Below are 21,775 nucleotides of genomic sequence, written 5' to 3' on the forward strand. Positions count from 1 at the left end.
CAGGCGGGGATCAGGCAGAGGGGCGGCCTGCGCCGGTGTAGTCGTCGCCCTTCGAGTGGTACGTGTGGATCTGGATCGCCTGGCCCTCGGTGGGCGCGTTGATCATCAGGCCGTTCCCGAGGTACAGCCCGACGTGATGGATCCGCGTCGCCGGGTTCCCGTAGAACACGAGATCGCCCAGCTTCGGCTCGCCGGGGACCTGCAGCAGCGCGCGGAACTGGCTGTCCGCGGTGCGCGGGAGCGCGACCCCGGCCTCGTCGTAGGACGCCTTCGTCAGCCCGGAGCAGTCGAAGCCCGCCGCGCCCGCTTCGGGCCCGTTGCCGCCCCACACGTACGGGAGTCCCAGCTGGCCGAGGGCGAACCGGGTCGCCTTCACCGCGGGGCTCGCGCTCCGCGCGGGGTCCAGGGACAGGGTCGCGTACAGCTGGGAGTTGCCCAGGACGCGCTGGCGGAACAGCTCGGCCTCGTTGCCCTTGCCGCCCTGGTAGCCGGCGATCGTCTTCCACCAGCCGTTGCCGCCGCCGAGGTCGGCCCCGGAGGCGCACAGGGCGCGACCGGCGGCGACCGAGGCGGAGTCGGGATCGGCCAGCGCGGGCTTCGCGATGCCGGGGATCGACGCGCCGTGCTTCTTCCACTGCTGAGCCGAAAGCCCGAGCGGATTGTCGCCGCCGCGGCCGTGGTTCGAGCTCGCCGCGCCGATCCCGGCCAGGGTGACCCAGGAAAGGTGACAGTTCGGCTGCTCGCCGCGCAGCGCCAGCTCGCCGTTCGCGTAACCGATGAGCGACTTCGCGGGGATGTCGAGCGGCCCGGCGAGTTTCGTGGCCCACTCTTCGAGCGGCCGGACGCCCTTGGGGGTCTCCTGTGCCTTGACCGGGGCGCTGACTTCGAGGACCGACGGACCGGCGCCGCCGCCCACGGTGGCCGGATCCTGTTTGGCGGCAGGGACCGGCACCGGCTGGTTCCCGTCGGCGGGCGCCGGATCGTTGCCGCCCGCCAGCAGCCAGCCCGCCGTCGCGAGCCCCGCGACCAGCGGGAGGGCCACCAGGCCGCGCATCGCCACGCCGTGCGCCCACGACTTCTTCGGGGCGGCAGGGGAGGCGCTCGGGGCAGGCTCGGGCTCGGTCACGCCGTCCAGGTTATTTGAGACCACCTCTGCGTAACGAGCGAACGCCTTGCACGTTAGGGGGACTCTCATATTCTGGGCAGATGAGTGAGACGGGAGCGCTCGACGCCGAGCGTCTGAGTGCCGCGCTGTCCGGCCGGTACGCCGCGATCCAGGTCGTGGCGAGCACCGGGTCCACCAACGCCGACCTGCGGGAAGCCGCCGCGAAGGGGGCTGAAGACCGCACGGTGCTGATCGCCGAGGAGCAGACGGCCGGGGTCGGCCGCCGCGCCCGGCAGTGGTCCTCGCCGAAGGGATCCGGCCTTTACGTCAGTGTGCTGCTGCGCCCGCGCGAGGTCCCGTTCGCCAATTTGGGTTCACTTTCCGTGGTCGCGGGGCTCGCGGTCCGGGAGGTCGCCGCGAATCTGGGCGTCGACGCCGTCCTCAAGTGGCCGAACGACGTCTTGGCTGGGCCGGGCCGCGCCAAATGCGCGGGCATCCTGGCGGAGGCCGTCGCCGGTGGCGACACCACCGTGATCCTCGGCATCGGCCTGAACGTGCTGCCGCTTGGCGAGAACGTCCCGGCCGGGCCCGGCGGCCTGCCCGCGACGTCGCTGGCCGAGCAGGGGGCGACGGAGACCGACCGCGCCGAGATCGCCGCGCGGCTGCTCGCCGGGTTCGACGACCTCGAACGCCGCTGGCGCCTCGCCGGCGGTTCGCTGGCCGAGGCGGGCCTGCTCGGGGACTACCGGAGGCACTGCGCCACGCTGGGCCAGGACGTCGAGGTCCAGCTGCCCGACGGTTCGTCGCTGACCGGCCGCGCGGCCGACATCGATCCCGCCGGTCAGCTCCAGGTCGACGTTCCCGGTGGTGAGCGGTACACGGTGTTCGCCGGAGACGTCGTCCACGTGCGGCCAGCCGCGTCCTGATCCGTGCGGTGCGTTTTGCGGCGTCCGGTCTTCCGCCGGGACCGTTCGCCGGTACGGTGAGCTCACCAGCGTCGACCACACTTTGGGAGCGTCCGTCGTGGCCTATCCGGACGATTTGCTCAGCGAAAACGAGCACGTCGTGGTGCACAGTCACCCGCATTTCAAGATGCTGATCTTCCCCTTCCTCGCGCTGATCGTCACGCTCGGCGTGGGGATCTGGCTGGCGATCATCGCGAAGGAGGCGACGGCCCCGTGGGACCTGATCTCCGAGATCGCGATCGCCGCGGTCGGGCTCGGTCTCGTCGTGTGGCTCTTCCTGGCGCCGTTCGTCCGCTGGCGCACGACGCATTTCATCGTCACCACGGACAGGCTGATCGCCCGTGAGGGGGTGCTCAAGCGGACCGGGATCGACATCCCGATGTCGCGGATCAACAGCGTCCAGTTCGAGCACGGGTTGCTGGACCGCGTCTTCGGCTGCGGCACGCTGGTGATCGAGTCCGCGTCGGACGAACCGCTGAAGTTCGACGACATCCCCAAGGTCGAGCGCGTGCACACGGTCATCTACCGCGAAGTCAACGACAACCCGTACGACGACTACACGCCGCCCGTCCCAGGGGCACCGCAGCAGACCGAACCGCTTCCGCCGCAGGGGCACCAGCCTCGCGGAAACCGGCGTCGTTGATGGGCACGCGAGAGCTGGGCCTGCCCGACCGTGTCCCGTCCGCCTCGGCCCTGCCGGAGCGGGTGACGATCTGGGAGGTCGGCCCGCGCGACGGCCTCCAGAACGAGAAGGCGATCGTCCCGGTCGAGGTCAAACTCGAATTCCTGGACAGACTCGCCGATTCGGGCCTGACCACGCTCGAGGCGACCAGTTTCGTGAGCCCGAAATGGGTGCCGCAGCTGGCCGACGCCGAGCAGCTCCTCACCGGGCTCGACCAGCGCGAGGGCGTCCGGTACCCGGTGCTCGTCCCGAACGAGCGCGGACTGGACAGGGCGCTGGAAGCCGGGGTCTCGCAGATCGCGATCTTCGCCAGCGCCACCGAGACCTTCGCCAAGAAGAACCTCAATTCGACGGTGGACGACCAGTTCGCGATGTTCGAACCGGTCGTCACCCGCGCGCGGGCCGAAGGTCTCGACGTCCGCGGGTACGTGTCGATGTGCTTCGGCGACCCGTGGGAGGGCGCGGTCCCGGCCACGCAGGTCGCCGGGGTGGGCAAACGGCTGCTGGACCTCGGCTGCTCGCAGCTCTCGCTCGGGGACACCATCGGCGTCGCCACCGCGGGCCAGGTCGAGGCGCTGATCGGGCAGTTCCCCGACGTCGGCACGCTGGCCGTCCATTTCCACGACACCTACGGCCAGGCGCTCGCGAACACCCTCGCCGCCCTTCGCTGCGGTGTGTCCACTGTGGACTCTTCGGCGGGCGGGCTCGGTGGCTGCCCGTACGCCGAATCGGCGACCGGGAACCTCGCGACCGAGGACCTGGTGTGGATGCTCGACGGCCTCGGCGTCGAAACCGGTGTCGATCTCGACGCGCTGGTGTCGACGAGCAAGTGGATGGCCGGGAAGCTCGGCAGGCCCAGCCCGTCCCGTGTGGTCAACGCGCTGGCAGGCTGAGGTTCGCGCGCTTTCGGGTATCCACCAACGAGGACGCCGGTCGACGCTAAAGTCGTAGCGCGTCCTGTCCGCTGCCTCCTCCTTCCACCGGTGGAGCCCGAATTTCTTGGGGGAGGTGCGGTGACCGATCCGAGCGAGGCCGGAACGGGGCCGATCCGGCTGCCTGTCGGCTACGACGACCCGACACCACCTCACGGGGCGCGCGCCCCGTACGTGCCTTCGCCGTGGCCGCCCGCGGTGGCACCGTTGCGAGTGCCCTTCCCGCAGCCGCCCCCTCAACCCGCCCCGCTGCCGCCTATGGGGGCCTTGCGGACCGAACGCGAGAGCGTGATCGCGCTGTTCCTCGTGCACATGTTCCCCATCGGGCATCTCCCGGTCGCGATGGGGAAACCGGCGCGCCAGTTGCCGCTCCCCGACGGCGGTTCCGGCCCGCTGGCTCATCCCGAGGCGGGCGTGCTGGACGATCTCGACGCGTTGTCGCACGTCAGCAGTGGTTTCCGGCGCTCGCCGACGACTCCGGCCGCCGCCGCTCCGCCCGCGTTGACCAGGGGACACGATCCGTGGGGCGGGGAGTCCCCGGAAGGCTGGCGAGAGCGCTTCGCGGGTGAAACGGGTTACGTGTGGCCCCCCGATGACGGCGGTATCGGCCCGGCGACGCCGGTGATGCTCGACGTCGGCACCCATCTCGACCGCTTCGGGGATCAGCACGGCCGGATGCTCGCCGAGGACGCGACCTTGTTTTCGATGCGCTCGTTGCCGCCGGACCGGGTCGCCGCGTACCGGCGTTACCGCGTCGTCCGGCCACTGCCGGTCTGGCGCTCGGTGGCCGCCGAGTGGTTCGGCCAGCCAGGCGGCGGAGTGCGCTTTCGCACGGTGCTGGGCGCCGATGAACTCGTCACGCTGGGCTTCCTGGCGGACGTCACGGGGGAGGTCCGGTGAACACGGGGACGATCTTGCGGTGGCTGGCCGCGCTGGGCGTGCCTGCCGAGGTGGTCTCGGTCGGCACGGAGGCGGACAACGCCTGGTGTCTCATGCTCAGCGAAGAAGAGGGAGCCGAGCCCGCCTGGGAGGTTTTCTGGCGTGAGCAGGGCAACCGGTACGACTGGGCACGGTTCACCAGCGAACAGGTCGCCTGCCACTACCTCTTCGGACGTCTCGCCTGGTCACAGGTCGCACGGGGCGCCGTCGGCCTGCTGCCCGGCGCGCAGTGACCCCGAGCGCGTGACTCAGCGCTTCAGGATCGCCAGGACCTCGTCGTGGAGCAGGCCGTTCGTCGACAGGGCCGAGCCGTTGTCATAGCGCGCTTCGCCGTTCAGGTCGCTGAACCGGCCACCGGCTTCGGTGATCAGCACCTGGGCCGCGGCGACGTCCCACGGGTTCACGATGCATTCCGCGGTGACGTCGAGCGCGCCCTCGGCGACCAGGCAGTGGTGCCAGAAGTCGCCGAAAGCGCGGCTTTCCCAGCACGCGTCGACGAGGTCGATGTACTTGTCCCGTGAGTGGTACTCCACCCACGAGTTCAGGTCCGTTGTGGACAGATACGCGTCTTCGAGCGACGCGACCTTCGACACCGAGATGCGGCGCTCCCCGGCGGAGTCGCTCATCCAGGCGCCGTCCCCGGTGGCGGCCCACCAGCGGCGGCCGAGCAGCGGAGCGCTGATCATGCCCACCACGGGATCGCCGTCTTCGACGAGCGCGATCAGCGTCGCCCAGACCGGGACGCCGCGCAGGAAGTTCTTGGTCCCGTCGATCGGGTCGAGCACCCAGGCGCGGCCGGTCGCGGCCGAACCGCCGCGTTCCTCGCCGAGGACCGCGTCGTCCGGCCGGTCTGTGGCGAGGATCGCACGGATGGCGTCTTCGACCGCGGTGTCCGCGTCGGTGACCGGGGTCCGGTCGGGTTTGCGTTCCACGGCGAGGTCGAGCGCGCGGAAGCGGGCGGTGGTGATGGCGTCGGCGGCGTCGGCCAGCCGGGTGGCGAGTTCCAGATCATTCTCGTAGCCAGGCACGGTCACGATGGTTTCACGCCCGGCAGTCGTAGAGTTGGCCAGGTGAGCATGGTGCTACTCGCCGAGGACGACCCGGCCATCGCCGATCCGCTTTCCCGCGCCCTCCAGCGGGAGGGATACGACGTGCGTGTCGTCGGCGACGGGCCCGCCGCCCTCGACGCGACCGCGAGCGATCGGGTGGACCTGCTGGTCCTCGATCTCGGCCTGCCGGGGATGGACGGCCTCGAAGTGTGCCGCCGCCTGCGCGCCAGCGGCACCGAGGTGCCGGTGCTGATGCTGACCGCGCGCACGGACGAAGTCGATTTCGTGGTCGGGCTCGACGCCGGCGCCGACGACTACGTCGCCAAGCCGTTCCGGCTCGCCGAACTGCTGGCCCGCATCCGGGCGCTGCTCCGGCGGCGGGCCCCCGAAGTGCTCGAAGCCGGGGGAGTGCGGATGGACCTCGGTGCCCGGATGGTCACCGTGGACCTGCACGAGGTGCAGCTGGCGAACAAGGAATTCGAGCTGCTGCGGGTGCTGATGAGCCGTGCGGGCCAGGTGGTCAGCCGCGACGAGATCCTCGCCGAGGTGTGGAACGACCTCGAATCGAAGACCTCGAAGACGCTCGACATGCACATGTCCTGGCTCCGCCGGAAGCTCTCCATCGCGGCGGACGAGGCAGCGGGCCGGTCGGGGAAACCCGGCGGGAACGGCGACGGCGAACGGCGGATCGCCACGGTCCGCGGCGTCGGCTTCCGCTTCAACGCGGAATAGCATGCGCCGCCGCATCCTCCTGGCGATACTGCTCGCCGTCGCGGTCACCGCGGCCGTGCTGGGCATCCCGCTGGGGATCACCGCCTGGCAGCTGGTCGAGAACCTCAACCGCGAGAACCTGGCGTCCTCGGCCCGCGGGATCGCGGCGACGCTGGACAACGAGATCGCCGTCGGCCAGCCGATCAATCTCGACCTGGTCCGGGTGGCCGTCCCGCAGGGCGGGTTGCTGACCGTCCGCGCGCAGGGCCAGATCGAGAAACGGTACGGCTCCGATCCCGGCTCCGACGTGGTGTCGGAGAAAGCGCCGATCGCGTTGCACGGCGAAGTCGAGCTGGCCGTGCCCGCCGGGCCGATGCGCACCCGCCAGACCCAGGTGACCCTGCTCGTGGTGCTGCTGGTCGTGCTGTCGGTGGGCACCGGCACGGTGGTCGCGACCGTGACCGCGCGGCGGCTCGCGAAACCGCTCAGACATGTCGCCGATCGGGCGGTCAAACTCGGCGGCGGTGATTTCCGGCCGGATCCGAAGCGCTACGGCGTCGGCGAACTCGACATGGTCGCCGAAGCGCTCGACGCCTCCGGCACGGCGCTCGCCCAGCTCGTCCAGCGAGAACGACAGCTCGTCGGCGACGTCTCCCATCAGCTGCGGAGCCGGTTGACCGCGTTGCAGCTGCGGCTCGAACCGCTCACCGTCCACCCCGATCAGGACGTCGTCGACGAGGCGAAGGCCGCGCAGGAACAGGCGGACCGGCTGGCCGAGGCGCTCGATGAACTGCTGGCCGCCGCGCGGGCGGCGCGCGAGGTCGGCGCGGAACCGGTGAACCTGCCGCAGATGCTGCCCGAGATTTCGGAGGAATGGCGACAGCTGCTTCGCGCCGAAGGCAGGCATCTCCGGATCCGCGTCACTGATGGGCTCAGGGCGAGGGCGACGCCGGGCCGCTTGCGCGAGGTCGTCGGCGTCCTGCTCGACAACGCGTTGCGCCACGGCGCGGGAACGGTCACGCTCGCCGCCCGGCGCGGTGACACGGAGGGCACCGTCGTCATCGAGGTCGCCGACACCGGCTCTGGGGTGCCCGACGAGCTGGCGCCGCACATCTTCGAACGCGGATTCTCCGGCGGCGGGTCGACCGGCGTCGGGCTCGCCCTCGCCCGCGCGCTCATCGAGGCCGACGGCGGACGGCTGGAGCTGTCGAGCAAGCAGCCCGCGGTGTTCAGTCTCTTCCTGAAGGTCCCGCGACCGGGCGATGTGGCCGAAGTGCGGTGGCCCGCCGAACGGGTCCCCCGCTAAGAACTCCCGAAGGATCTCCCGATCGGGCAGGGCCACGAAAGCGCGCCGCCCTAACGTCGGGGAGTGCGAGCGACGGCGTTCCGGTACCGCCCGCCGGTGAGTCCGGTGGCCGCGGCGACCGTGGAGATCGGCAAGGTGGCGATCTCCTTGGAGTTGTCCTTCGACGGCGACCTGTACGCGTGCCGTCGTCCGCCAGGGGTGGTGGAGCGGATGGAAGCCGAAGCCCTCGACCTGCTTTCGAAAGGCCTGTTCGTCAGCGGGATCGACACCCCTGTCGCGACCGTCACCGGCACGGCGGGGCATCGGTTCGTCCAGGAGAGCGCCGTGTTCCAGCCACCGGGCAGCTGGGTCTACCAGGGCAGGTGCTGGGTCGGTACCAGCCGGAACGGGCTGACCCTGACCGGCGTGCTCGGCTACCGCCTCGAAGTCCGTGCCTGCTGGGCCCCGCGCGCGGGCGAATGCGGCCCGCCCGAGACCGCGACCGAATGGTGCGAACTCTTCGGCGCGCAGCTGGCGTCCATCGGCGGGGTGGTCCTGCGGCGGGCCTCGGTGCTCAGTCTCGGTACTCCGCCGTGACCGTGACGACGAACGCCGCCCGTGCGGGCAGGCCGAGGCTGACCCACAGCCCGGTCGGATCGGTCTTCCCGATGGCCAGCCGCAGCGGCCGCTCGTCGACCACGAGGAATTCGGTCCCGAGCAACACCCGGAGCGAGCTGTCGAGCAGGGTGTGCTCGTCCCGGACCTTGTCCGCCCGCGCGGTGATCAAATAGGACAGTTCGCACCGTTTCGCCCGCACGGCGCCGGTTCCCGTGCCGGCGCCGTGCAGGGCGAAGAGGAACAGATCGACGCTCGACACCGGTGTCCCGGTCTGCCAGGTGGGTTTCGGCGGATCCAGCCGGACCACCGTCCCCTCCGGCAGATGCGGTGCGATGAGCCGGCACAACGCCTCGTCGACCTGACTGATCACGGTGTCAGATCAGTCCCTCACGCAGTGCGTAAGCCACCGCGTGCGACCGGTTCCGGAGCTGGAACCGGTTGGTCACGTCGTGCAGGATGCTCTTCACCGTGCGCTGCGAATAGCACAGCTGATCGGCGATCTCCTGCGTCGAGAACCCCGACGCGACCAGTTTGAGCACCTCGGTTTCCCGGCTGCTCATGCCACCGAAATGCAGGCCACGCGGCTGCAGGACCTGACGTTGCAACCGCGAGACCCGGTGCAGGAGCCTGCCGAGCAGGTCCGGCGGAAGCGCGCCTTCCCCGGCGGCGGCCGCCTTGATCAACCGGACCAGGACGTCGGCACCCGCCTCCGAACGGCGGGCGACCGCGCAGACGCCGTGCTCGATGGCGTTGAGGATCTCGTTGTCGTCGACCTCACCCGCGATGAGCACGATGCGGGTGAACCCCTGGTGGTGCAACGCGGACAGCAGCTGAGTCATCGCCTCGTCGAGGCGGTCGGTGACCAGGAGGGCCACCATGCTCGGGTCGGCTGTCTCCCCGTCCACCAGCCAGACGTCGTCACGGGAGCGGAGCGTCATGCAGACGCCGTTGTGCAGGATCGGATCCGTGGCGCGGACGACCACCGGTGTCCTGTTCGGTTCGAACATGTGATTCCCCATTCCCCTCGAACGATGCGAAGGTCCCACCCCTCGCGCTACTCACCCTGCCGGGTGAGGTGTCCCGTGCGCATGGGACTCCGGTCCCGAAATTGCCCGAAAAGCCGCCCCTATCGGGGTCGCTTTTTCACCGGGGCGCTTTTCAGCGGCCCAGCCCGGCTTCGCGGGCGAGCACGATCGCCTCGGCGCGGTCCGCGACGTGGAGTTTGCTGAACACGTTGGAAATGTGGTTCCGCACGGTCTTCGGGCTCAGGCACAGCGTGCTGGCGATGGCGGTGTTGCTGTGCCCGCCGGCGATGAGCGAGAGGACCTCTCGTTCGCGGCCGGTCAATTCCGGGAACACCGTGTCCGCGCTGGGCAGAGAGTGATTGAAGAAGCCGAGGACTCGCGTCGCGATGTCAGGCCCGAAGATCGCTTCGCGCCTCGCGACAGCGTGAACGGCACGGATGATTTCGTCGGGTTCGGCGTCTTTCAGCAGATATCCGCGGGCCCCGGCGCGCATCGCGGAGAAAACGGATTCGCTCTCGTCCGCCATCGTCAGCATGAGCACGCCGACGCCGGGCTGTTCGGCGACGATGTGCCGGGTCGCTTCGGCGCCGCTGATGTCGGGCAAGTGCAGGTCCATGACCACGACGTCGGGTGCGAGGGCGCTCGCCGCGCTGATCGCGTGCGCCCCGCTCGCGGCCTCACCGACCACGTCGACGTGGGGCTCGTTGGCGAGCAGCGTGCAGACCCCGAACCGGAACAGCGGATGGTCGTCGACCACGAGCACGCGAAGGCGTTCGTTCATGGGCTCCCCCTGTCTCCCCGACGCGGCACGTTAGCGAGAGGGCCGGTCGCGGACAACGCGTGGTCCGGACAGCGGACCGGCGATAAATTAAACGCCTGATGAGTGTCGCGTATCGCGGGGATCCGCCCCAAGTCATTAACCCTTTCGGACCAGGCGGGGGAGCAAGGGACCTTTGCTATCGCTTCTCTTGATGTCGAGAGAGTCGCAAGTCCGTGAAGGCCTCCTTCCCTACTCTCAGGGTAGGGAAGGAGGCCTTCACGGACCGCGACAGCAAAGGTCCCTTGCTGTCTTTCCGCAGGTCAGGCGAAGGTGGCGGCGTGTTCGCGAGCCCAGTCGGCGAAGGTCAGCGGCGCCCGGCCGAGAAGTTCGCCGACGGTGCCGAACACGATCTCCTCGTTCCCGGCTGACTGCCGTTTGAGCTCGAAGATCCCGTCGACCGCCGAAGCGGGCCAGCCGAAGCCGAGCATCCGGGCGCGCGCGTCGGCTTCGGGTTCTTCGACGTAGGTCAGCCGCCGGTCGAGGGCCTCGCCGAGGATCTCGACCTGTCGCCGCGTCGTGAGCGCTTCGCCGCCGGTGATCGGGTACGTCTTGCCCGCGTGCCCGTCGGTGGTCAGCACGGTCGCGGCGACGGCGGCGATGTCGCGGACGTGCACCAGCGCGGACGCCGGATCGCCTTCGGGCACGCGGATGACCCCGTCGCCGCGGACGGCGTGCAGCCAGGCGAACCGGTTGTCCATGAACGTGCCGGGTCGCAGGATCGTCCAGTCCGGCCCCGCCTCGCGCACGGACCGCTCGGCCGCGGTGTGCACCAGTGAGATCGGATCGGTCTGTCCGAAGTGGACGCCGGTGGTGGACAGCTTGACGACGTGCTGGACGTCGGAAGCGGCCTTGAGCACGGCTTGTTCCTGGGCGAGCGGATCGGAGCCGTGCCCGGAGGTCAGGAGGAAGACACGTTCGACACCGTCGAGCAGCGCGGGATCGAAAGCGTCGAGATCGCAGGCGGCGACTTCGGCGCGCGGATCGATCCGGGCGCGGGCGGGGTCACGGGTCAGTGCGCGCACGCGAGCGCCCTTGTCCAGCAGCGCGGGAACGAGTTCCCGGCCGATTTTGCCGGTGGAACCGAGAACGAGGATCATCGAAGAACTCCTTAGTGGTTGCGCCGCAGCGAAACGCGCGGCAGGAAGAGGGCGGCGGCGAGGCCGGTCACCAGGGCGGGAACCATCACCCAGAACACGCCGTTGAGCGCGGAGGCGTACCCGGCCGGGCTGTCGGTGCCGAACGAGCCCGTGAACACCGCGCCGAAAACGGTCAGCCCGGCCGTGGTGCCGAGCGACCGGAGAAAACCGACGGTCGCGGACACGGCGCCGAGATCGGTCCGGGCGACGTTCTGCTGGGCCGCCATGGAGAGCACCTGCATGTTGAGCCCTGCCGCCGCGCCGAATACGACAAGATAGGTGACGACGAGCGGCAAAGGTGTCGATTCGTCCATTGTGGACATCGCGAGCGCGGCGGCGAGGCCGAGGGTCATGCTGAGGATCGGCGCCCACCGGTAGGCGCCGGTCCTGGCGATGATCTTGCCCGCGACCATCGACGACGCGGCGACCGCGAGCGTCATGGGCAGCAGCAGGAGACCGGCTTCCGAAGGTCCGGCGCCACCCGCGGTCTGCAGGAAGAGCGCCAGGTAGTTGACCGAACCCAGGAAGACGAACCCGGCCGCGGCACTGGCCAGCACGCTCAGGCTGAACATCCTGGCGCGGAACAGCCGGAGCGGGATGATCGGCTCGGCCGCCCGCCGTTCGATGAACAGGAAGGCGACGAGCAGCACGGCGCCGATCGACGCGGACAAGGGAGTCGCCAGGGTCAGGCCGACGATCGCGCCGGACAGGACGACGAGACCCGCGAAATCGAACGGCGCGGTCGTCCGCCGTCGCTCGAGCCGCAGGAATCGCGCGACGATGACGAGCGCGACCAGTCCGATCGGCACGTTGAGCCCGAAGATCGAGCGCCAGCCCGCGAAGTCGGTCAGCACGCCGCCGACGACAGGACCCGCCAGCGAGGAACCGGCGAAGCAGATCGAGAACCAGGCGAAATAGCGGGCGCCTTCGCGACCGGGGAACAGTTCGCCGATGATCGCGGCGACCGCGACGAACAGGCCGCCGGAGCCGACGCCCTGCAGGACGCGGGCGGCGATCAGGAGCGGCATCGTCGGGGCGAGCGCGCAGGCCAGGGAGCCGAGGACGAACAGCGCGATCGCGACGAGAACGACGCGTTTGCGGCCGAAGAGGTCGCCGAGTTTTCCGTAGGCGGGCGCGCTGACGCTGCCCGCCAGCAGGTAGGCGGTGGTGACCCAGGCGAACGACGTGGCGCCGCCGAGTTCGCCGACCAGCCGGGGCAGGGCGGTCGCGACGACCTGGGAGTCGAGCATCGCCAGGAACACGGCGACGAAGAGCCCGACGAGGGCAAGGGTGTTTCGGGCGCGCGGAGGCGCGCCGAGAGCGGTGCTCAAGAAAGGATCCGTTCACTGGAAGAAACGAGGGATCGCGAAGGACGCGGAGCAGTGCTCCGTATCCCCGCCAAGACGGGAAAAGGCTCAACCGTCATCCGAACCGGATGCGGTCCTCTTCGCGCTTGGCGATCACCTCGAATTCGTCCCGCTCGACCGTACGAACCCGGCCGGCGTCATCAGTGAAGGTACGTTGACATGGATGACCCTAGACAATCACATGTCTTTTGGCAAGTAGTTAGCGAAGAGGGACGACGTCTTCGTCCGGCTCGTCGCTGTCCCGGCGGCGTTTGCCCAGCTCGTCGGGGAAGACCCACTTCTTGAGACCCCAGAAGCGGAAGAACATCGCCAGGAGCATGCCGATGATCGACCCGCTCGTGAAGTCCGCGAACTCCTGCACGAACCGCGTCACGTGCGGTACTTCGAGATCGAAGACGTAGCGCGACGTGTAGAGCGGGATCAGGTTGACCACCACGGCGATCCCGCTGATCACGAAGAACAGCGCCGCCTCGTGATGCCGTTCGCGGCCGCCGCGGGTCCGGAAGGACCATTCGCGGTTGAGGATGTAGGACACGATCGTCGCGACGATGATCGCGATCGCCTTCGCCGTGGTCGGCTTCGACTCCAGCACACTGAGTTTCAGCAGGTACCAGACGCCGTTGTCGACCAGGAACGTCGTACCGCCCACGATCGCGAACTTCAGCAGCTCCCGGTGCTTGATCAGCACCGATCGGAGCGGCTCGGGCGTCCGGGAAAGGACGGATTCGACCACGGTCACTCGGTCAGTCTAATTCGCGCGGGCCATCGAATGGGTCGGGAGGGGGCGAGGTGGAGTGGTATAGGGCAGTTTGGGTGTTTCCAGTAGGCGGAATTCTTGTCGCCTGTCAGGCGGCGGGGTCCTCGGGAATGTCGGAAGCGCGCCGCCCCTCGCCCCGCAGCAGCCGCGGCCGCGCGCCCGCCTCCGGGAAGACCCACTTCTTGAACGACCACCAGCGGAACACCGTGCCGAGCAGCGTCCCGATGACCACGCCGCTGACGAAATCGGCGATCTCCTGCGTCAGCAGATCGACGTGCGGTTCTTCCAGGTTGAGCACGTGCCGCGAAATCAGCTGCGGAAGCGCGTTGAGGCCGAGCGCGATCGCGCTGAGGAAGAAGAAAAGCGCGGCTTCGTGGGCACGCTCACGGCCACCGCGGAAACGGAACGACCATTCACGGTTCGCGACGTAGGAGAAAACGGTCGCCACCAGCACGCCGATCATCAGCGCGGTCACCGGTTTGTCGGTCAGCACGGTGAACTTCAGCCCGTAGGTGATCGTCATCGTGATGACGAAACTCGCGCCCCCGACCACGGCGAAACGCAGCAGCTCCCGGTGCCTCCCCAGCATGCGGGCACGCTACTCGAAGACGCGGTCCACGATCCCGTTGGGCTGCGTGGTCGGCTTCGCTTTGCCCGGTCGCGGCGGCGCGCTCGTGGTCGCGGCGGGCGGGGTGGGCACCTGCTTCGCCGACTCTGAAGGCGTCACGGACGGCAAAGGCTTCTTCGACGGCGAAGGCCACCCAGGCCGCCCTGGCTTCGGAGTCTGCGAAGTGGACGGAGGCTTCGAAGTGACCGAAGGCAGCGTAGGCATCGTCGGCACAGTGGTGGGCGGAAGCAGCGCGTTGTCGTCGCACCAGTGGTGCCAGCAGCCGAAGTGGACCTCGACAGGCTTCGCCTTCGCGACACCGAGGGTGGCGTTCACCGTCACCGGGACATTGTCCGCGGGGCGGCCCTTCAGCCGGACCCACAGGCTGGCCTGACGGCCCGGAGCCAGCGAGCCGCGCGAAGTGCACGAAGCGCCTTCGCCGGTCGGAGTGCACGGGATGCCGTACACGCTCCAGGAACTGAGCACGCGGTGGTCGAGGGTGATCGTCACCGGCTTCGTCGACTTGCCCGTGTTCTTCACGCGGATCAGCACCAGCGGATTGCGGTTCCACGGGAACGCCGACAGCCCGTCGCTCTCGGCCCGCAGGGTGAGGTCGTCCGGCGGCGGCTTCACGGTGACCTTCACCGCAACCGACACCTTGATCTGCGCGCCCGCGGTCACCGAACCGGTCACCATGCTGCCCGGTTCGGCCGTCTCGTCGGCACGCAGGCGGAACGTCAGCACCGCGGACTGTCCCGGTTCGAGACCGGTCCCGGTCTTGCAGGTCACCGTGCCACTGCCGCCGGGGCAGCTCACCGCGATCGGGGCGGGTCCCGCCTGCTGCCGGAAGCCGGTGACGCCCATCGCGCCACCGCCACCGGCGGGAACAGCCGTCACACCCTTCGGCAGGTTCAGCGAAACCGCGACGGGCTCGGACTTCGACCCACCGTCGTTGCGCACGGTGATCGGCAGGTTGGCGTCTTCACCCGGTTCGAGGTGGACGCCCCCGGCGGGGGTCGACGCCGTCATCGCCGGAGGCGACGGGATCGTCGGCGAGGACGCGGGCGGGGGCGTCTGGGAGGGCGGAGGCTGCTGAGCGGGCGGCGGCTGCTCCGTGGGAGGAGCGGGGGGAGCAGGCGGCGCGGGAGGCGCGGGAGGAGCAGGTGGCGCGGGCGGCGCTGGAGGAGCCACCGGCGGCGCGGGCGGCACTACCGGCGGCGGGTTCACCGGGGCCGGTGCCGGCGCCACGGCGGGTGGCGGGACGGCGGCCGCGGCCGGGATCTCCTGGGTGCCACCACCGGCGGCGAGCGCCACCGCGACGGCGGCGACGATGGCCGCGCTCGATCCGGCCACCGTGACGAACTGGCGCGGTCCGGCCGCGGCGGCGCCGGCGGCACCGCTCGCGTTCGAACCCGCCGCGCCCGTGCCCGACGCTGTCGTGCCCGCCGCGGCGGCCGAAGTCGTGCCCGCGGTGATGGCCGTCCCGGCCGCGGTGGCCGCGGCGGCTTTGCCCGCCCCAGTCGTCGCGAGGTACCCGAGAGCCGCGCCACCGAGCACGATCGGCGCGATGATCCCGCGCAGACCGGTGTTGACGTCGGCCAGTTCCGCGGCCAGCGCGCGGCACTTCTCGCATTCGTCCAGATGGCTCTCCACCTGGGCGCGTTCACGTTTGGACAACCCGTCGCGAGTCCACGCGCCGAGCTTGTCGGCACTCGCGCGGCAGCGTTCGCCGGAGTTCTCGGCCAGGTGGACCTGCAGATAGGCCTGCCGCAGGCCCTCACGGGCGCGGTAGGCGAGCGCGGAGACACCGTTCGCGGTCAACCCCAGCAGCGGCGCGACCTCGGCCGGGTTCTGGCCCTCGATCTCGGTATGCCACAGCACCGCCTGCCACCGCTCGGGCAGCCGGGCGAACGCCTTCGCGGCGAGCGTGCGCTCGAGCCCGGCGACGGCGGTGTCGGAGAAGGGGACCGTCAGAGCTTCGCCGACGGCACCGCCGACGTCGGACATGTCCTCGTTCAGGTCGACGCGCTTGTCCTTGCGCGTCTTGTCGTAAGCGGTGTGCCGCAGCGCTGTCAGCAGGTACGCGCGGAAAGCGGCGTCGGGGCCCTTGCCGCCGCGCAGCGTGTCCAGCACCTTCGCGAAGGCTTCCGAAACAAGGTCGTCGGCTTCGGAACTCGAGCGGGCGAGCTGGCGGGCGAGATTGTGCGCCGCGCCGGCGTGACGTTCGTAAAGCGTTCCGTAAGACGCGATCTTCCCGTCACGCACCTCGGCGATCAGCTCGGCGTCACTCTTACCGGTGAGATCGGCGGGAACGGTGGACACGGGACTCCTTCATCTGCGGGTTAGGCGGGTCTACTCTTCCTAACGCCTGAACACGCTCAGTGTGACGGAACGGGCGACGCACGTCACCTCGCGGCCCCGCCGATGACCCGGAGAGCGCAACGCCTTCACCCATGACGGGTTACCGAAGAGTTCGGAAAGATCCTTGGAAAACGCCGTCACGCACGACGTGGACCGGCGTCCCCACCGTGAAGCGATCGCAAGATCGAAAAGATCGGAATGGAAGGGGCGGTGGGCAGTGGACGTACCGGCGACTGGTGCGCCCGATGGGCAAGCCGCCTGGAACCGGTTCGAACGAGATCGCTCTCTTCGCGCCCTGCGGGCCCGCTGGCGGACGGCCAGCCTGGCCGCGGGCTGGCGTTTCCCCAGTGACTGGGGCCTCCCCGAGGTCGACGCCGTCTGCGCGGCGGTGATCAAGAACGGCCGGGTCGCCACCGCGGAGGTGGCGGAAACCGCCCTCGCGGGGCTGGGCCGGGCGCGTGCCGCGGCGGGTGCCGGGCTGGCCGAAACGCTCGCGGATCTCGCGGCGTTGCACGCCGTGCTCGCCGACCCGGACGCGGTGGACGGGTTCATCGCACCGGATGTCGACACCACGCCCTCCCGGTTACTCCGGGTGACAGCGCTGGCTTGGGCGGACGTCGCGACCGATCAGCTCGTGAACACCGAAGTCACCGAACCTCTCACCGGGCTGCCGACCGCCGCGTACTTGAGGACCCGGTTGAGTGAGCTGTACCGCCAGGCCCGCCGTGACGAACGGCCGGTCTCGGAGGTGCACACCCTGCTCGTGGTCTCGATGGACTTCAGTGCGGTCGCGGGCTGGCCCCGGCTGACCGGCATGATCCTGGTCGCGGACGCGTTGAAGCAGGTGTTCGACGGCGGGGAGAGCGTCGCCTCGCTCGGGCCGTCCGTCGCGGGTGTGCTGGTGCCGAAGGACGTGAGGCTCGCTTCGTCCGGCGTCGCGCTGCGAAGGGCGCTCAACGAGCGGCTTTCGGTGGACGCCCAGCTGCGGGACACCGGCCGCCCGCAGATTTCGGCCGTCCGGCTCCCGGCGACCTACGACCAGGCGTGCGATCTCCTCAGCGGTCTCGCCCGGTCCTGACCGGACGTTCTCCAGGTCGCGGGCGACCCTGTCGAGGTGCGGGGACCCGGTTCATGATTTCCTGTTTGCGTGACCCGGACTGTTCCCGCCGACACCAACGGCGACGTTTCGGCGAGCCGCCCGCAGCATCGTCTGTCGCTGCGGAGGTCGCTCGCCCGCTTGTCCGTCCGGCCGAGATCGATCCTGATCCTGTCGGTGATCCCGCTGGTCGCGATCGGTTTCGGTATCTGGGGCTGGCAGCACGACTGGGTGCTCGGCGTGGACAGCGCGGTGTACCGCGCCGGTGCCGAGACACTGCTCAACGGTGATCCACTGTACGACGCGAACACGCTTCCGGTGGAGCCGTGGTGGGCGCTGTTGCCGTTCACCTATCCGCCGACGGCGGCGCTGTTCTTCATCCCGCTCGCGCTGGTCCCGACGCAGGTCGCCTGGGGGCTCCTGACCGCGGTTTCGCTGCTCGCGCTGGCACTGTGCGTCCGGATCGCCATCGGCGCGCTGCCGAAGCCCTCGACCGACGGCCCCCGCTGGTGGGCCTCGCCCGCCCGGTCCACGATCGCGTTCTTCCTGGTCTTCCTCGGCCTCGAACCGGTGTGGCGCACGACCTTCCTCGGCCAGATCAACATCATCCTGATGGCGCTGGTGATGCTGGACATCCTGGTCATCGGGGCGAGGGGCAGCCGCTGGGGCGGGGTGCTCGTCGGCGTCGCGGCCGCGATCAAGCTCACCCCGATCGTCTTCCTGGGGCATCTGTTCATCACCGGCCGCCGGATGGACGCCATCCGCGGGCTCATCACGTTCATCGTGCTGCAGGGCCTGATGTTCCTGATCATCCCGCACGACGCGGCCCGGTACTGGACCTACACGCTGCCCGACACCGGCCGGATCGGCCCGGTGCACTGGGCGGGCAACCAGTCGCTGAACGCGCTGATGAACCGCTTCACCGAGCTCGCGCCCTGGGCGTCGAAGGCGGCGATGGGGATCGGCGCGCTGCTCGCGATCCCGGCGATCTGGCTGGTGCTCCGCTTCCACCGCAAGGGCCAGGCGCTCGCGGCGATGCTGGTGACGGCGTTCTGGATCCTGCTGATCTCGCCGATCTCCTGGACCCACCACTGGGTCTGGGTGGCGCCGCTGGTCGTCCTGCTGGTCTCGCGCCTGCCGAAGACCACTCCCGCGACAGCGTGGAAACGCTGGCTCGGCACCTTCGCGGTGTTCTTCGTCTTCATCAGCTGCGTGCTGCTGATCCTGCCGAACGGCCGCAACGTCGAGCTGCACTGGAAGGTGTGGCAGAACATCCTCGGCAGCGCGTACATCTTCATGCCGCTGGTGCTGGCGCTCGCGCTGGCCGGGCGCTGGTGGTACCTGCGCCGGAAGCAGGGCACGGGGGACGAAGAAAAACATGCTGAAGTCGCGTCCGGCGGCTGAGCCCCGTGTACTCGGGGCCGCGCTGGCGGGCGCGCTCGCGCTGGCGATGCTCGCGCTGGGCGTCGTCGCCTGGCTCGGCGAATGGCACCTCGGCGCGGACAGCGCCGTTTACCGCGCCGGTGCCCTCACCCTGCTGAAAGGTGAACCGCTCTACACCCGCGAGGCGCTGACGACGCTGCCGCCGTGGGTGCTGCTGCCGTTCACCTACACCCCGGCCGCGGCGCCGCTGTTCCTGCCGCTCGCGATCGTCCCGGCCGGGCTGACCTGGGGCGTCGCCGGCGCGCTCTCCTTGGTCTGCCTGAGCGTCGTGATCTCCGTGGTCGCCCGCGCCTGCGGAGCGCCGATCACCCGGTGGTGGGTGCTGCCGCTGGCCACGGCGGGCGCGCTGGCGCTGGAGCCGGTGTGGAAGACGCTCTTCCTCGGGCAGATCAACCTCATCCTGATGGCGCTGGTCGTCCTCGACGTCCTGGTGCTTTCGGCCCGCGGTTCGCGCTGGGCCGGGGTGCTGATCGGGATCTCGGCGGCGATCAAGCTGACGCCGCTGATCTTCGTGCCGCATCTGCTGTTCACCGGTCGCTGGAAGGACGCGCTGCGGGCGCTCGGCACGTTCGCCGGGCTCGAAGCCGTGATGTTCGCGGTGATCCCCGGCGACGCCGTCCGCTTCTGGACCGAGTCGGCGACCGATCCCAGCCGGGTCGGCTCCGTGCACTGGATCTTCAACCAATCACTCAACGGGCTGGTGAACCGCGCTTCGGAACTCGCGCCGTGGTCATTGACGATGGCCATCGCGATCGCCGCCGTCCTCGCTGTTCCCGCCGTCTGGCTGGTCGTGCGCCTGCACCGCCGCGGCGACGTGGTCGGCGCGCTGCTGGTGACCGCGTTCTACGGGCTGCTGCTCTCGCCGGTGTCGTGGTCACACCACTGGGTGTGGACGGTGCCGCTGCTGGTCCTGCTCGTCATCCGCCGGTCGTGGGTTCCGGCCGCGGGCGTCGCGGTGCTGTTCGCGAGCGGCGTGATCATGTTCGTGCCCAACGGCGGGGTGACCGAGTTCGGCTGGGGACTGGGCTGGTCGCTGCTCGGCAACGTCTACGTCCTCACCGCTGCGATCGCCATCACAGCCCTGGCCGTGCGGGAGCTGCGACGCGGGTCCGCCCAGGTCGCGGCCGTGGCGGCCAAGTAATCTGCACCTTGTTATGGACAAACGAACCGGTCTTCCGATCGTGGGCATGGTGGGCGGCGGACAGCTGGCCAGGATGACCCACCAGGCGGCGATCTCCCTCGGCCAGTCCCTGCGCGTGCTGGCCGCCGGGGAGAACGAATCCGCCGGCCTCGTCGCGGGCGAGGTCGTGCAAGGGCACCACACCGACCTCGAAGCGCTGCGCTCGTTCGCCGCCGGGGTCGACGTGCTGACCTTCGACCACGAGCACGTTCCCGGCGAGCACCTGCTGACGCTCGCGATGGAAGGCGTCACCATCCGGCCAGATCCGGCCGCGTTGTCGATGGCGCAGAACAAGCTCGTCATGCGCGAGATGATGGCGGGGCTGGAGATCCCCGGCCCCGACTTCGCCGAAGTGTCCTCTGTGGACGACGTGATCTTCTTCGGTGACAAGCACTCCTGGCCGGTGGTGCTCAAGGCGGCGCAGGGCGGCTACGACGGCCGCGGCGTCTGGATGCTCGACACCGCGCAGCACGCGCGCGAGACCGTCCCCGAACTCCTCGACGCCGGAACCCCTTTGCTGGTCGAGGAAAAGGTCGTCATGCGGCGCGAACTGTCCGCGCTGGTGGCCCGGTCCCCGTTCGGGCAGGGCGCGGCGTGGCCGGTCGTGGAGACCGTGCAGTCCGGCGGGATCAACACCGAGGTGCTCGCCCCGGCGCCGGGGCTGAGCATCGAGCGCACGCAGGAGGCGCAGGACCTCGCGCTGCGGATCGCGGCCACGTTGAACGTGACCGGGCTGCTCGCCGTCGAGCTGTTCGAGACCGACGAAGGCCTGCTGGTCAACGAACTCGCCATGCGCCCGCACAACTCGGGACACTGGACGCAGGATGGCTCGCGGACGTCGCAGTTCGAGCAGCACTTGCGGGCGGTGCTCGACTACCCGCTCGGGCTGACCGACCTGATCGCCCCCGCCTGCGTGATGGCGAACGTCCTCGGCGCTCCCGAAGCGCCGGAGATGGGGCCGGACGAGCGGCTGCACCACCTGTTCGCGCGGTACCCGGACATCCGCGTCCACCTGTACGGCAAGGGGGAGCGGCCCGGCCGCAAACTCGGCCACGTCAACCTCGTTGGCGAACGCATGGAGGAGCTGCGCGACCGCGCGCTGCTCGCCGCGCACTGGCTTTCCCACGCCGTCTGGCTCGACGGCTACGAGATCCACTAGGAGTAACTGAGAATGTCGCCGCAGGTTGGCCTGATCATGGGCAGCGATTCGGACTGGCCGACGATGGAAGCGGCCGGGCAGGCCCTGGCCGAGTTCGGTATCGAATACGAGGTCGGCGTCTACTCGGCACACCGCACTCCGCAGCGGATGCTCGACTACGCGACTTCGGCCGCTTCGCGGGGCGTGCGCGTGATCATCGCGGGCGCCGGCGGGGCCGCGCACCTGCCGGGCATGGTCGCGTCGGCGACGGTGCTGCCGGTGATCGGCGTGCCGGTGCCGCTGAAGTACCTCGACGGCATGGACTCGCTGCTCTCGATCGTGCAGATGCCCGCCGGTGTCCCGGTCGCGACGGTTTCCGTCGGCGGGGCACGGAACGCCGGCCTGCTCGCGGTGCGCATCCTCGCCGCGTCCGACGAGGGGCTGCAGGCGAAGATGGCCCGTTTCCAGGCGGATCTGGAGCAGCTGGTGCTCGACAAGGACGCCGCCCTGCGCAAACGCGTCGAAGGCTGACGCATTTCGTCCTCTGAATTCTGCCGAT

General features: G+C 69.8%; 23 protein-coding genes. 13 read left to right on the forward strand and 10 right to left on the reverse strand.

Features of this window, described 5'->3' with window-relative positions; genetic code table 11:
• Positions 1 to 10: 10 nt before the first annotated feature.
• Complete coding sequence (locus AMYAL_RS0122775) at positions 11 to 1,126, reverse strand: C40 family peptidase (RefSeq protein WP_209447245.1); 1,116 nt, start codon at positions 1,124 to 1,126, stop codon at positions 11 to 13.
• Positions 1,127 to 1,206: 80 nt separating this feature from the next.
• Here AMYAL_RS0122775 and AMYAL_RS0122780 point away from each other — a divergent pair, with 80 nt between their 5' ends.
• The 5 genes from AMYAL_RS0122780 (at position 1,207) to AMYAL_RS0122800 (ending at position 4,856) form a co-directional block, all read left to right on the forward strand.
• A complete protein-coding gene (locus AMYAL_RS0122780; protein ID WP_020633575.1) occupies positions 1,207 to 2,031 on the forward strand; it encodes a biotin--[acetyl-CoA-carboxylase] ligase in 825 nt (274 codons plus the stop codon).
• 97 nt (positions 2,032 to 2,128) lie between these two features.
• A complete protein-coding gene (locus tag AMYAL_RS0122785) occupies positions 2,129 to 2,713 on the forward strand; it encodes a PH domain-containing protein (RefSeq protein ID WP_020633576.1) in 585 nt (194 codons plus the stop codon).
• Positions 2,713 to 3,645, forward strand: coding sequence for a hydroxymethylglutaryl-CoA lyase (locus AMYAL_RS0122790; protein ID WP_020633577.1), 933 nt, complete (start codon positions 2,713 to 2,715; stop codon positions 3,643 to 3,645). Before AMYAL_RS0122785 ends, AMYAL_RS0122790 begins: the two co-directional genes overlap by 1 nt.
• Positions 3,646 to 3,765: 120 nt before the next feature.
• Positions 3,766 to 4,584, forward strand: a complete 819-nt coding sequence (locus AMYAL_RS0122795) for a TNT domain-containing protein (protein ID WP_026467352.1) — start codon at positions 3,766 to 3,768, stop codon at positions 4,582 to 4,584.
• The gene (locus AMYAL_RS0122800; RefSeq protein WP_020633579.1) at positions 4,581 to 4,856 is read left to right on the forward strand and encodes a hypothetical protein; all 276 of its coding nucleotides are present in this window, start codon (positions 4,581 to 4,583) and stop codon (positions 4,854 to 4,856) included. The genes AMYAL_RS0122795 and AMYAL_RS0122800 overlap by 4 nt, the downstream gene beginning before the upstream one ends.
• A gap of 15 nt (positions 4,857 to 4,871) precedes the next feature.
• Here AMYAL_RS0122800 and hisN read toward each other — a convergent pair whose 3' ends face one another.
• Positions 4,872 to 5,657 carry a histidinol-phosphatase gene (gene hisN, locus AMYAL_RS0122805; protein WP_020633580.1) on the reverse strand — a complete coding sequence of 262 codons (786 nt, stop codon included), beginning with the start codon at positions 5,655 to 5,657 and terminating at the stop codon, positions 4,872 to 4,874.
• Between the two features lie 42 nt (positions 5,658 to 5,699).
• Here hisN and AMYAL_RS0122810 point away from each other — a divergent pair, with 42 nt between their 5' ends.
• The 3 genes from AMYAL_RS0122810 (at position 5,700) to AMYAL_RS0122820 (ending at position 8,265) form a co-directional block, all read left to right on the forward strand.
• A complete protein-coding gene (locus AMYAL_RS0122810; RefSeq protein ID WP_026467353.1) occupies positions 5,700 to 6,404 on the forward strand; it encodes a response regulator transcription factor in 705 nt (234 codons plus the stop codon).
• Position 6,405: 1 nt separating this feature from the next.
• Positions 6,406 to 7,689: an ATP-binding protein gene (locus AMYAL_RS0122815; RefSeq protein ID WP_020633582.1), complete on the forward strand. Its 1,284-nt coding sequence runs from the start codon at positions 6,406 to 6,408 to the stop codon at positions 7,687 to 7,689.
• 63 nt (positions 7,690 to 7,752) lie between these two features.
• On the forward strand, positions 7,753 to 8,265 hold the full coding sequence (locus AMYAL_RS0122820; RefSeq protein ID WP_020633583.1) for a hypothetical protein: 513 nt from the start codon (positions 7,753 to 7,755) through the stop codon (positions 8,263 to 8,265).
• Here the strand turns inward: AMYAL_RS0122820 and AMYAL_RS0122825 are convergent.
• From AMYAL_RS0122825 to AMYAL_RS0122860, 8 genes are all read right to left on the reverse strand, one after another.
• Positions 8,243 to 8,656: a Pvc16 family protein gene (locus AMYAL_RS0122825; RefSeq protein ID WP_020633584.1), complete on the reverse strand. Its 414-nt coding sequence runs from the start codon at positions 8,654 to 8,656 to the stop codon at positions 8,243 to 8,245. The two genes, AMYAL_RS0122820 and AMYAL_RS0122825, sit on opposite strands and share 23 nt — an antisense overlap.
• A 4-nt stretch (positions 8,657 to 8,660) precedes the next feature.
• Complete coding sequence (locus AMYAL_RS0122830) at positions 8,661 to 9,293, reverse strand: helix-turn-helix transcriptional regulator (RefSeq protein WP_020633585.1); 633 nt, start codon at positions 9,291 to 9,293, stop codon at positions 8,661 to 8,663.
• Positions 9,294 to 9,444: 151 nt separating this feature from the next.
• Positions 9,445 to 10,092, reverse strand: coding sequence for a response regulator (locus AMYAL_RS0122835; protein ID WP_020633586.1), 648 nt, complete (start codon positions 10,090 to 10,092; stop codon positions 9,445 to 9,447).
• 299 nt (positions 10,093 to 10,391) lie between these two features.
• Positions 10,392 to 11,228, reverse strand: a complete 837-nt coding sequence (locus AMYAL_RS0122840) for an NAD(P)H-binding protein (protein ID WP_020633587.1) — start codon at positions 11,226 to 11,228, stop codon at positions 10,392 to 10,394.
• An 11-nt stretch (positions 11,229 to 11,239) separates the two neighbouring features.
• A complete protein-coding gene (locus AMYAL_RS0122845; protein ID WP_026467355.1) occupies positions 11,240 to 12,598 on the reverse strand; it encodes an MDR family MFS transporter in 1,359 nt (452 codons plus the stop codon).
• Between the two features lie 235 nt (positions 12,599 to 12,833).
• Positions 12,834 to 13,373: a GtrA family protein gene (locus tag AMYAL_RS0122850; RefSeq protein ID WP_020633589.1), complete on the reverse strand. Its 540-nt coding sequence runs from the start codon at positions 13,371 to 13,373 to the stop codon at positions 12,834 to 12,836.
• 106 nt (positions 13,374 to 13,479) lie between these two features.
• Positions 13,480 to 13,980: a GtrA family protein gene (locus AMYAL_RS0122855; protein ID WP_020633590.1), complete on the reverse strand. Its 501-nt coding sequence runs from the start codon at positions 13,978 to 13,980 to the stop codon at positions 13,480 to 13,482.
• 9 nt (positions 13,981 to 13,989) lie between these two features.
• Entirely contained in the window at positions 13,990 to 16,320 is a 2,331-nt protein-coding gene (locus AMYAL_RS0122860) for a sigma-70 family RNA polymerase sigma factor (RefSeq protein WP_020633591.1), read from the reverse strand.
• Positions 16,321 to 16,576: 256 nt separating this feature from the next.
• Here AMYAL_RS0122860 and AMYAL_RS0122865 point away from each other — a divergent pair, with 256 nt between their 5' ends.
• The 5 genes from AMYAL_RS0122865 (at position 16,577) to purE (ending at position 21,747) form a co-directional block, all read left to right on the forward strand.
• Positions 16,577 to 17,437: a hypothetical protein gene (locus AMYAL_RS0122865; protein ID WP_020633592.1), complete on the forward strand. Its 861-nt coding sequence runs from the start codon at positions 16,577 to 16,579 to the stop codon at positions 17,435 to 17,437.
• A gap of 69 nt (positions 17,438 to 17,506) precedes the next feature.
• The gene (locus AMYAL_RS0122870) at positions 17,507 to 18,859 is read left to right on the forward strand and encodes a glycosyltransferase 87 family protein (RefSeq protein ID WP_020633593.1); all 1,353 of its coding nucleotides are present in this window, start codon (positions 17,507 to 17,509) and stop codon (positions 18,857 to 18,859) included.
• Entirely contained in the window at positions 18,834 to 20,039 is a 1,206-nt protein-coding gene (locus AMYAL_RS0122875; RefSeq protein WP_026467997.1) for a glycosyltransferase 87 family protein, read from the forward strand. Before AMYAL_RS0122870 ends, AMYAL_RS0122875 begins: the two co-directional genes overlap by 26 nt.
• A 13-nt stretch (positions 20,040 to 20,052) precedes the next feature.
• The gene (locus tag AMYAL_RS0122880) at positions 20,053 to 21,237 is read left to right on the forward strand and encodes a 5-(carboxyamino)imidazole ribonucleotide synthase (RefSeq protein ID WP_020633595.1); all 1,185 of its coding nucleotides are present in this window, start codon (positions 20,053 to 20,055) and stop codon (positions 21,235 to 21,237) included.
• Between the two features lie 12 nt (positions 21,238 to 21,249).
• Positions 21,250 to 21,747 carry a 5-(carboxyamino)imidazole ribonucleotide mutase gene (purE, locus tag AMYAL_RS0122885; RefSeq protein ID WP_020633596.1) on the forward strand — a complete coding sequence of 166 codons (498 nt, stop codon included), beginning with the start codon at positions 21,250 to 21,252 and terminating at the stop codon, positions 21,745 to 21,747.
• Positions 21,748 to 21,775 lie beyond the last annotated feature (28 nt).

Origin of the sequence: Amycolatopsis alba DSM 44262, from assembly GCF_000384215.1 — a bacterium.
Lineage (GTDB): Bacteria > Actinomycetota > Actinomycetes > Mycobacteriales > Pseudonocardiaceae > Amycolatopsis > Amycolatopsis alba.

Bases quoted from the DNA above. Each gene is read 5' to 3' on its own strand.
- AMYAL_RS0122880 (WP_020633595.1), top strand. From the start codon at position 20,053: ATGGACAAACGAACCGGTCTTCCGATCGTGGGCATGGTGGGCGGCGGA.
- AMYAL_RS0122840 (WP_020633587.1), bottom strand. From the start codon at position 11,228: ATGATCCTCGTTCTCGGTTCCACCGGCAAAATCGGCCGGGAACTCGTT.
- AMYAL_RS0122835 (WP_020633586.1), bottom strand. From the start codon at position 10,092: ATGAACGAACGCCTTCGCGTGCTCGTGGTCGACGACCATCCGCTGTTC.
- purE (WP_020633596.1), top strand. From the start codon at position 21,250: ATGTCGCCGCAGGTTGGCCTGATCATGGGCAGCGATTCGGACTGGCCG.
- AMYAL_RS0122780 (WP_020633575.1), top strand. From the start codon at position 1,207: ATGAGTGAGACGGGAGCGCTCGACGCCGAGCGTCTGAGTGCCGCGCTG.
- AMYAL_RS0122790 (WP_020633577.1), top strand. From the start codon at position 2,713: ATGGGCACGCGAGAGCTGGGCCTGCCCGACCGTGTCCCGTCCGCCTCG.
- AMYAL_RS0122875 (WP_026467997.1), top strand. From the start codon at position 18,834: ATGCTGAAGTCGCGTCCGGCGGCTGAGCCCCGTGTACTCGGGGCCGCG.
- AMYAL_RS0122830 (WP_020633585.1), bottom strand. From the start codon at position 9,293: ATGTTCGAACCGAACAGGACACCGGTGGTCGTCCGCGCCACGGATCCG.
- AMYAL_RS0122810 (WP_026467353.1), top strand. From the start codon at position 5,700: ATGGTGCTACTCGCCGAGGACGACCCGGCCATCGCCGATCCGCTTTCC.
- AMYAL_RS0122815 (WP_020633582.1), top strand. From the start codon at position 6,406: ATGCGCCGCCGCATCCTCCTGGCGATACTGCTCGCCGTCGCGGTCACC.
- AMYAL_RS0122855 (WP_020633590.1), bottom strand. From the start codon at position 13,980: ATGCTGGGGAGGCACCGGGAGCTGCTGCGTTTCGCCGTGGTCGGGGGC.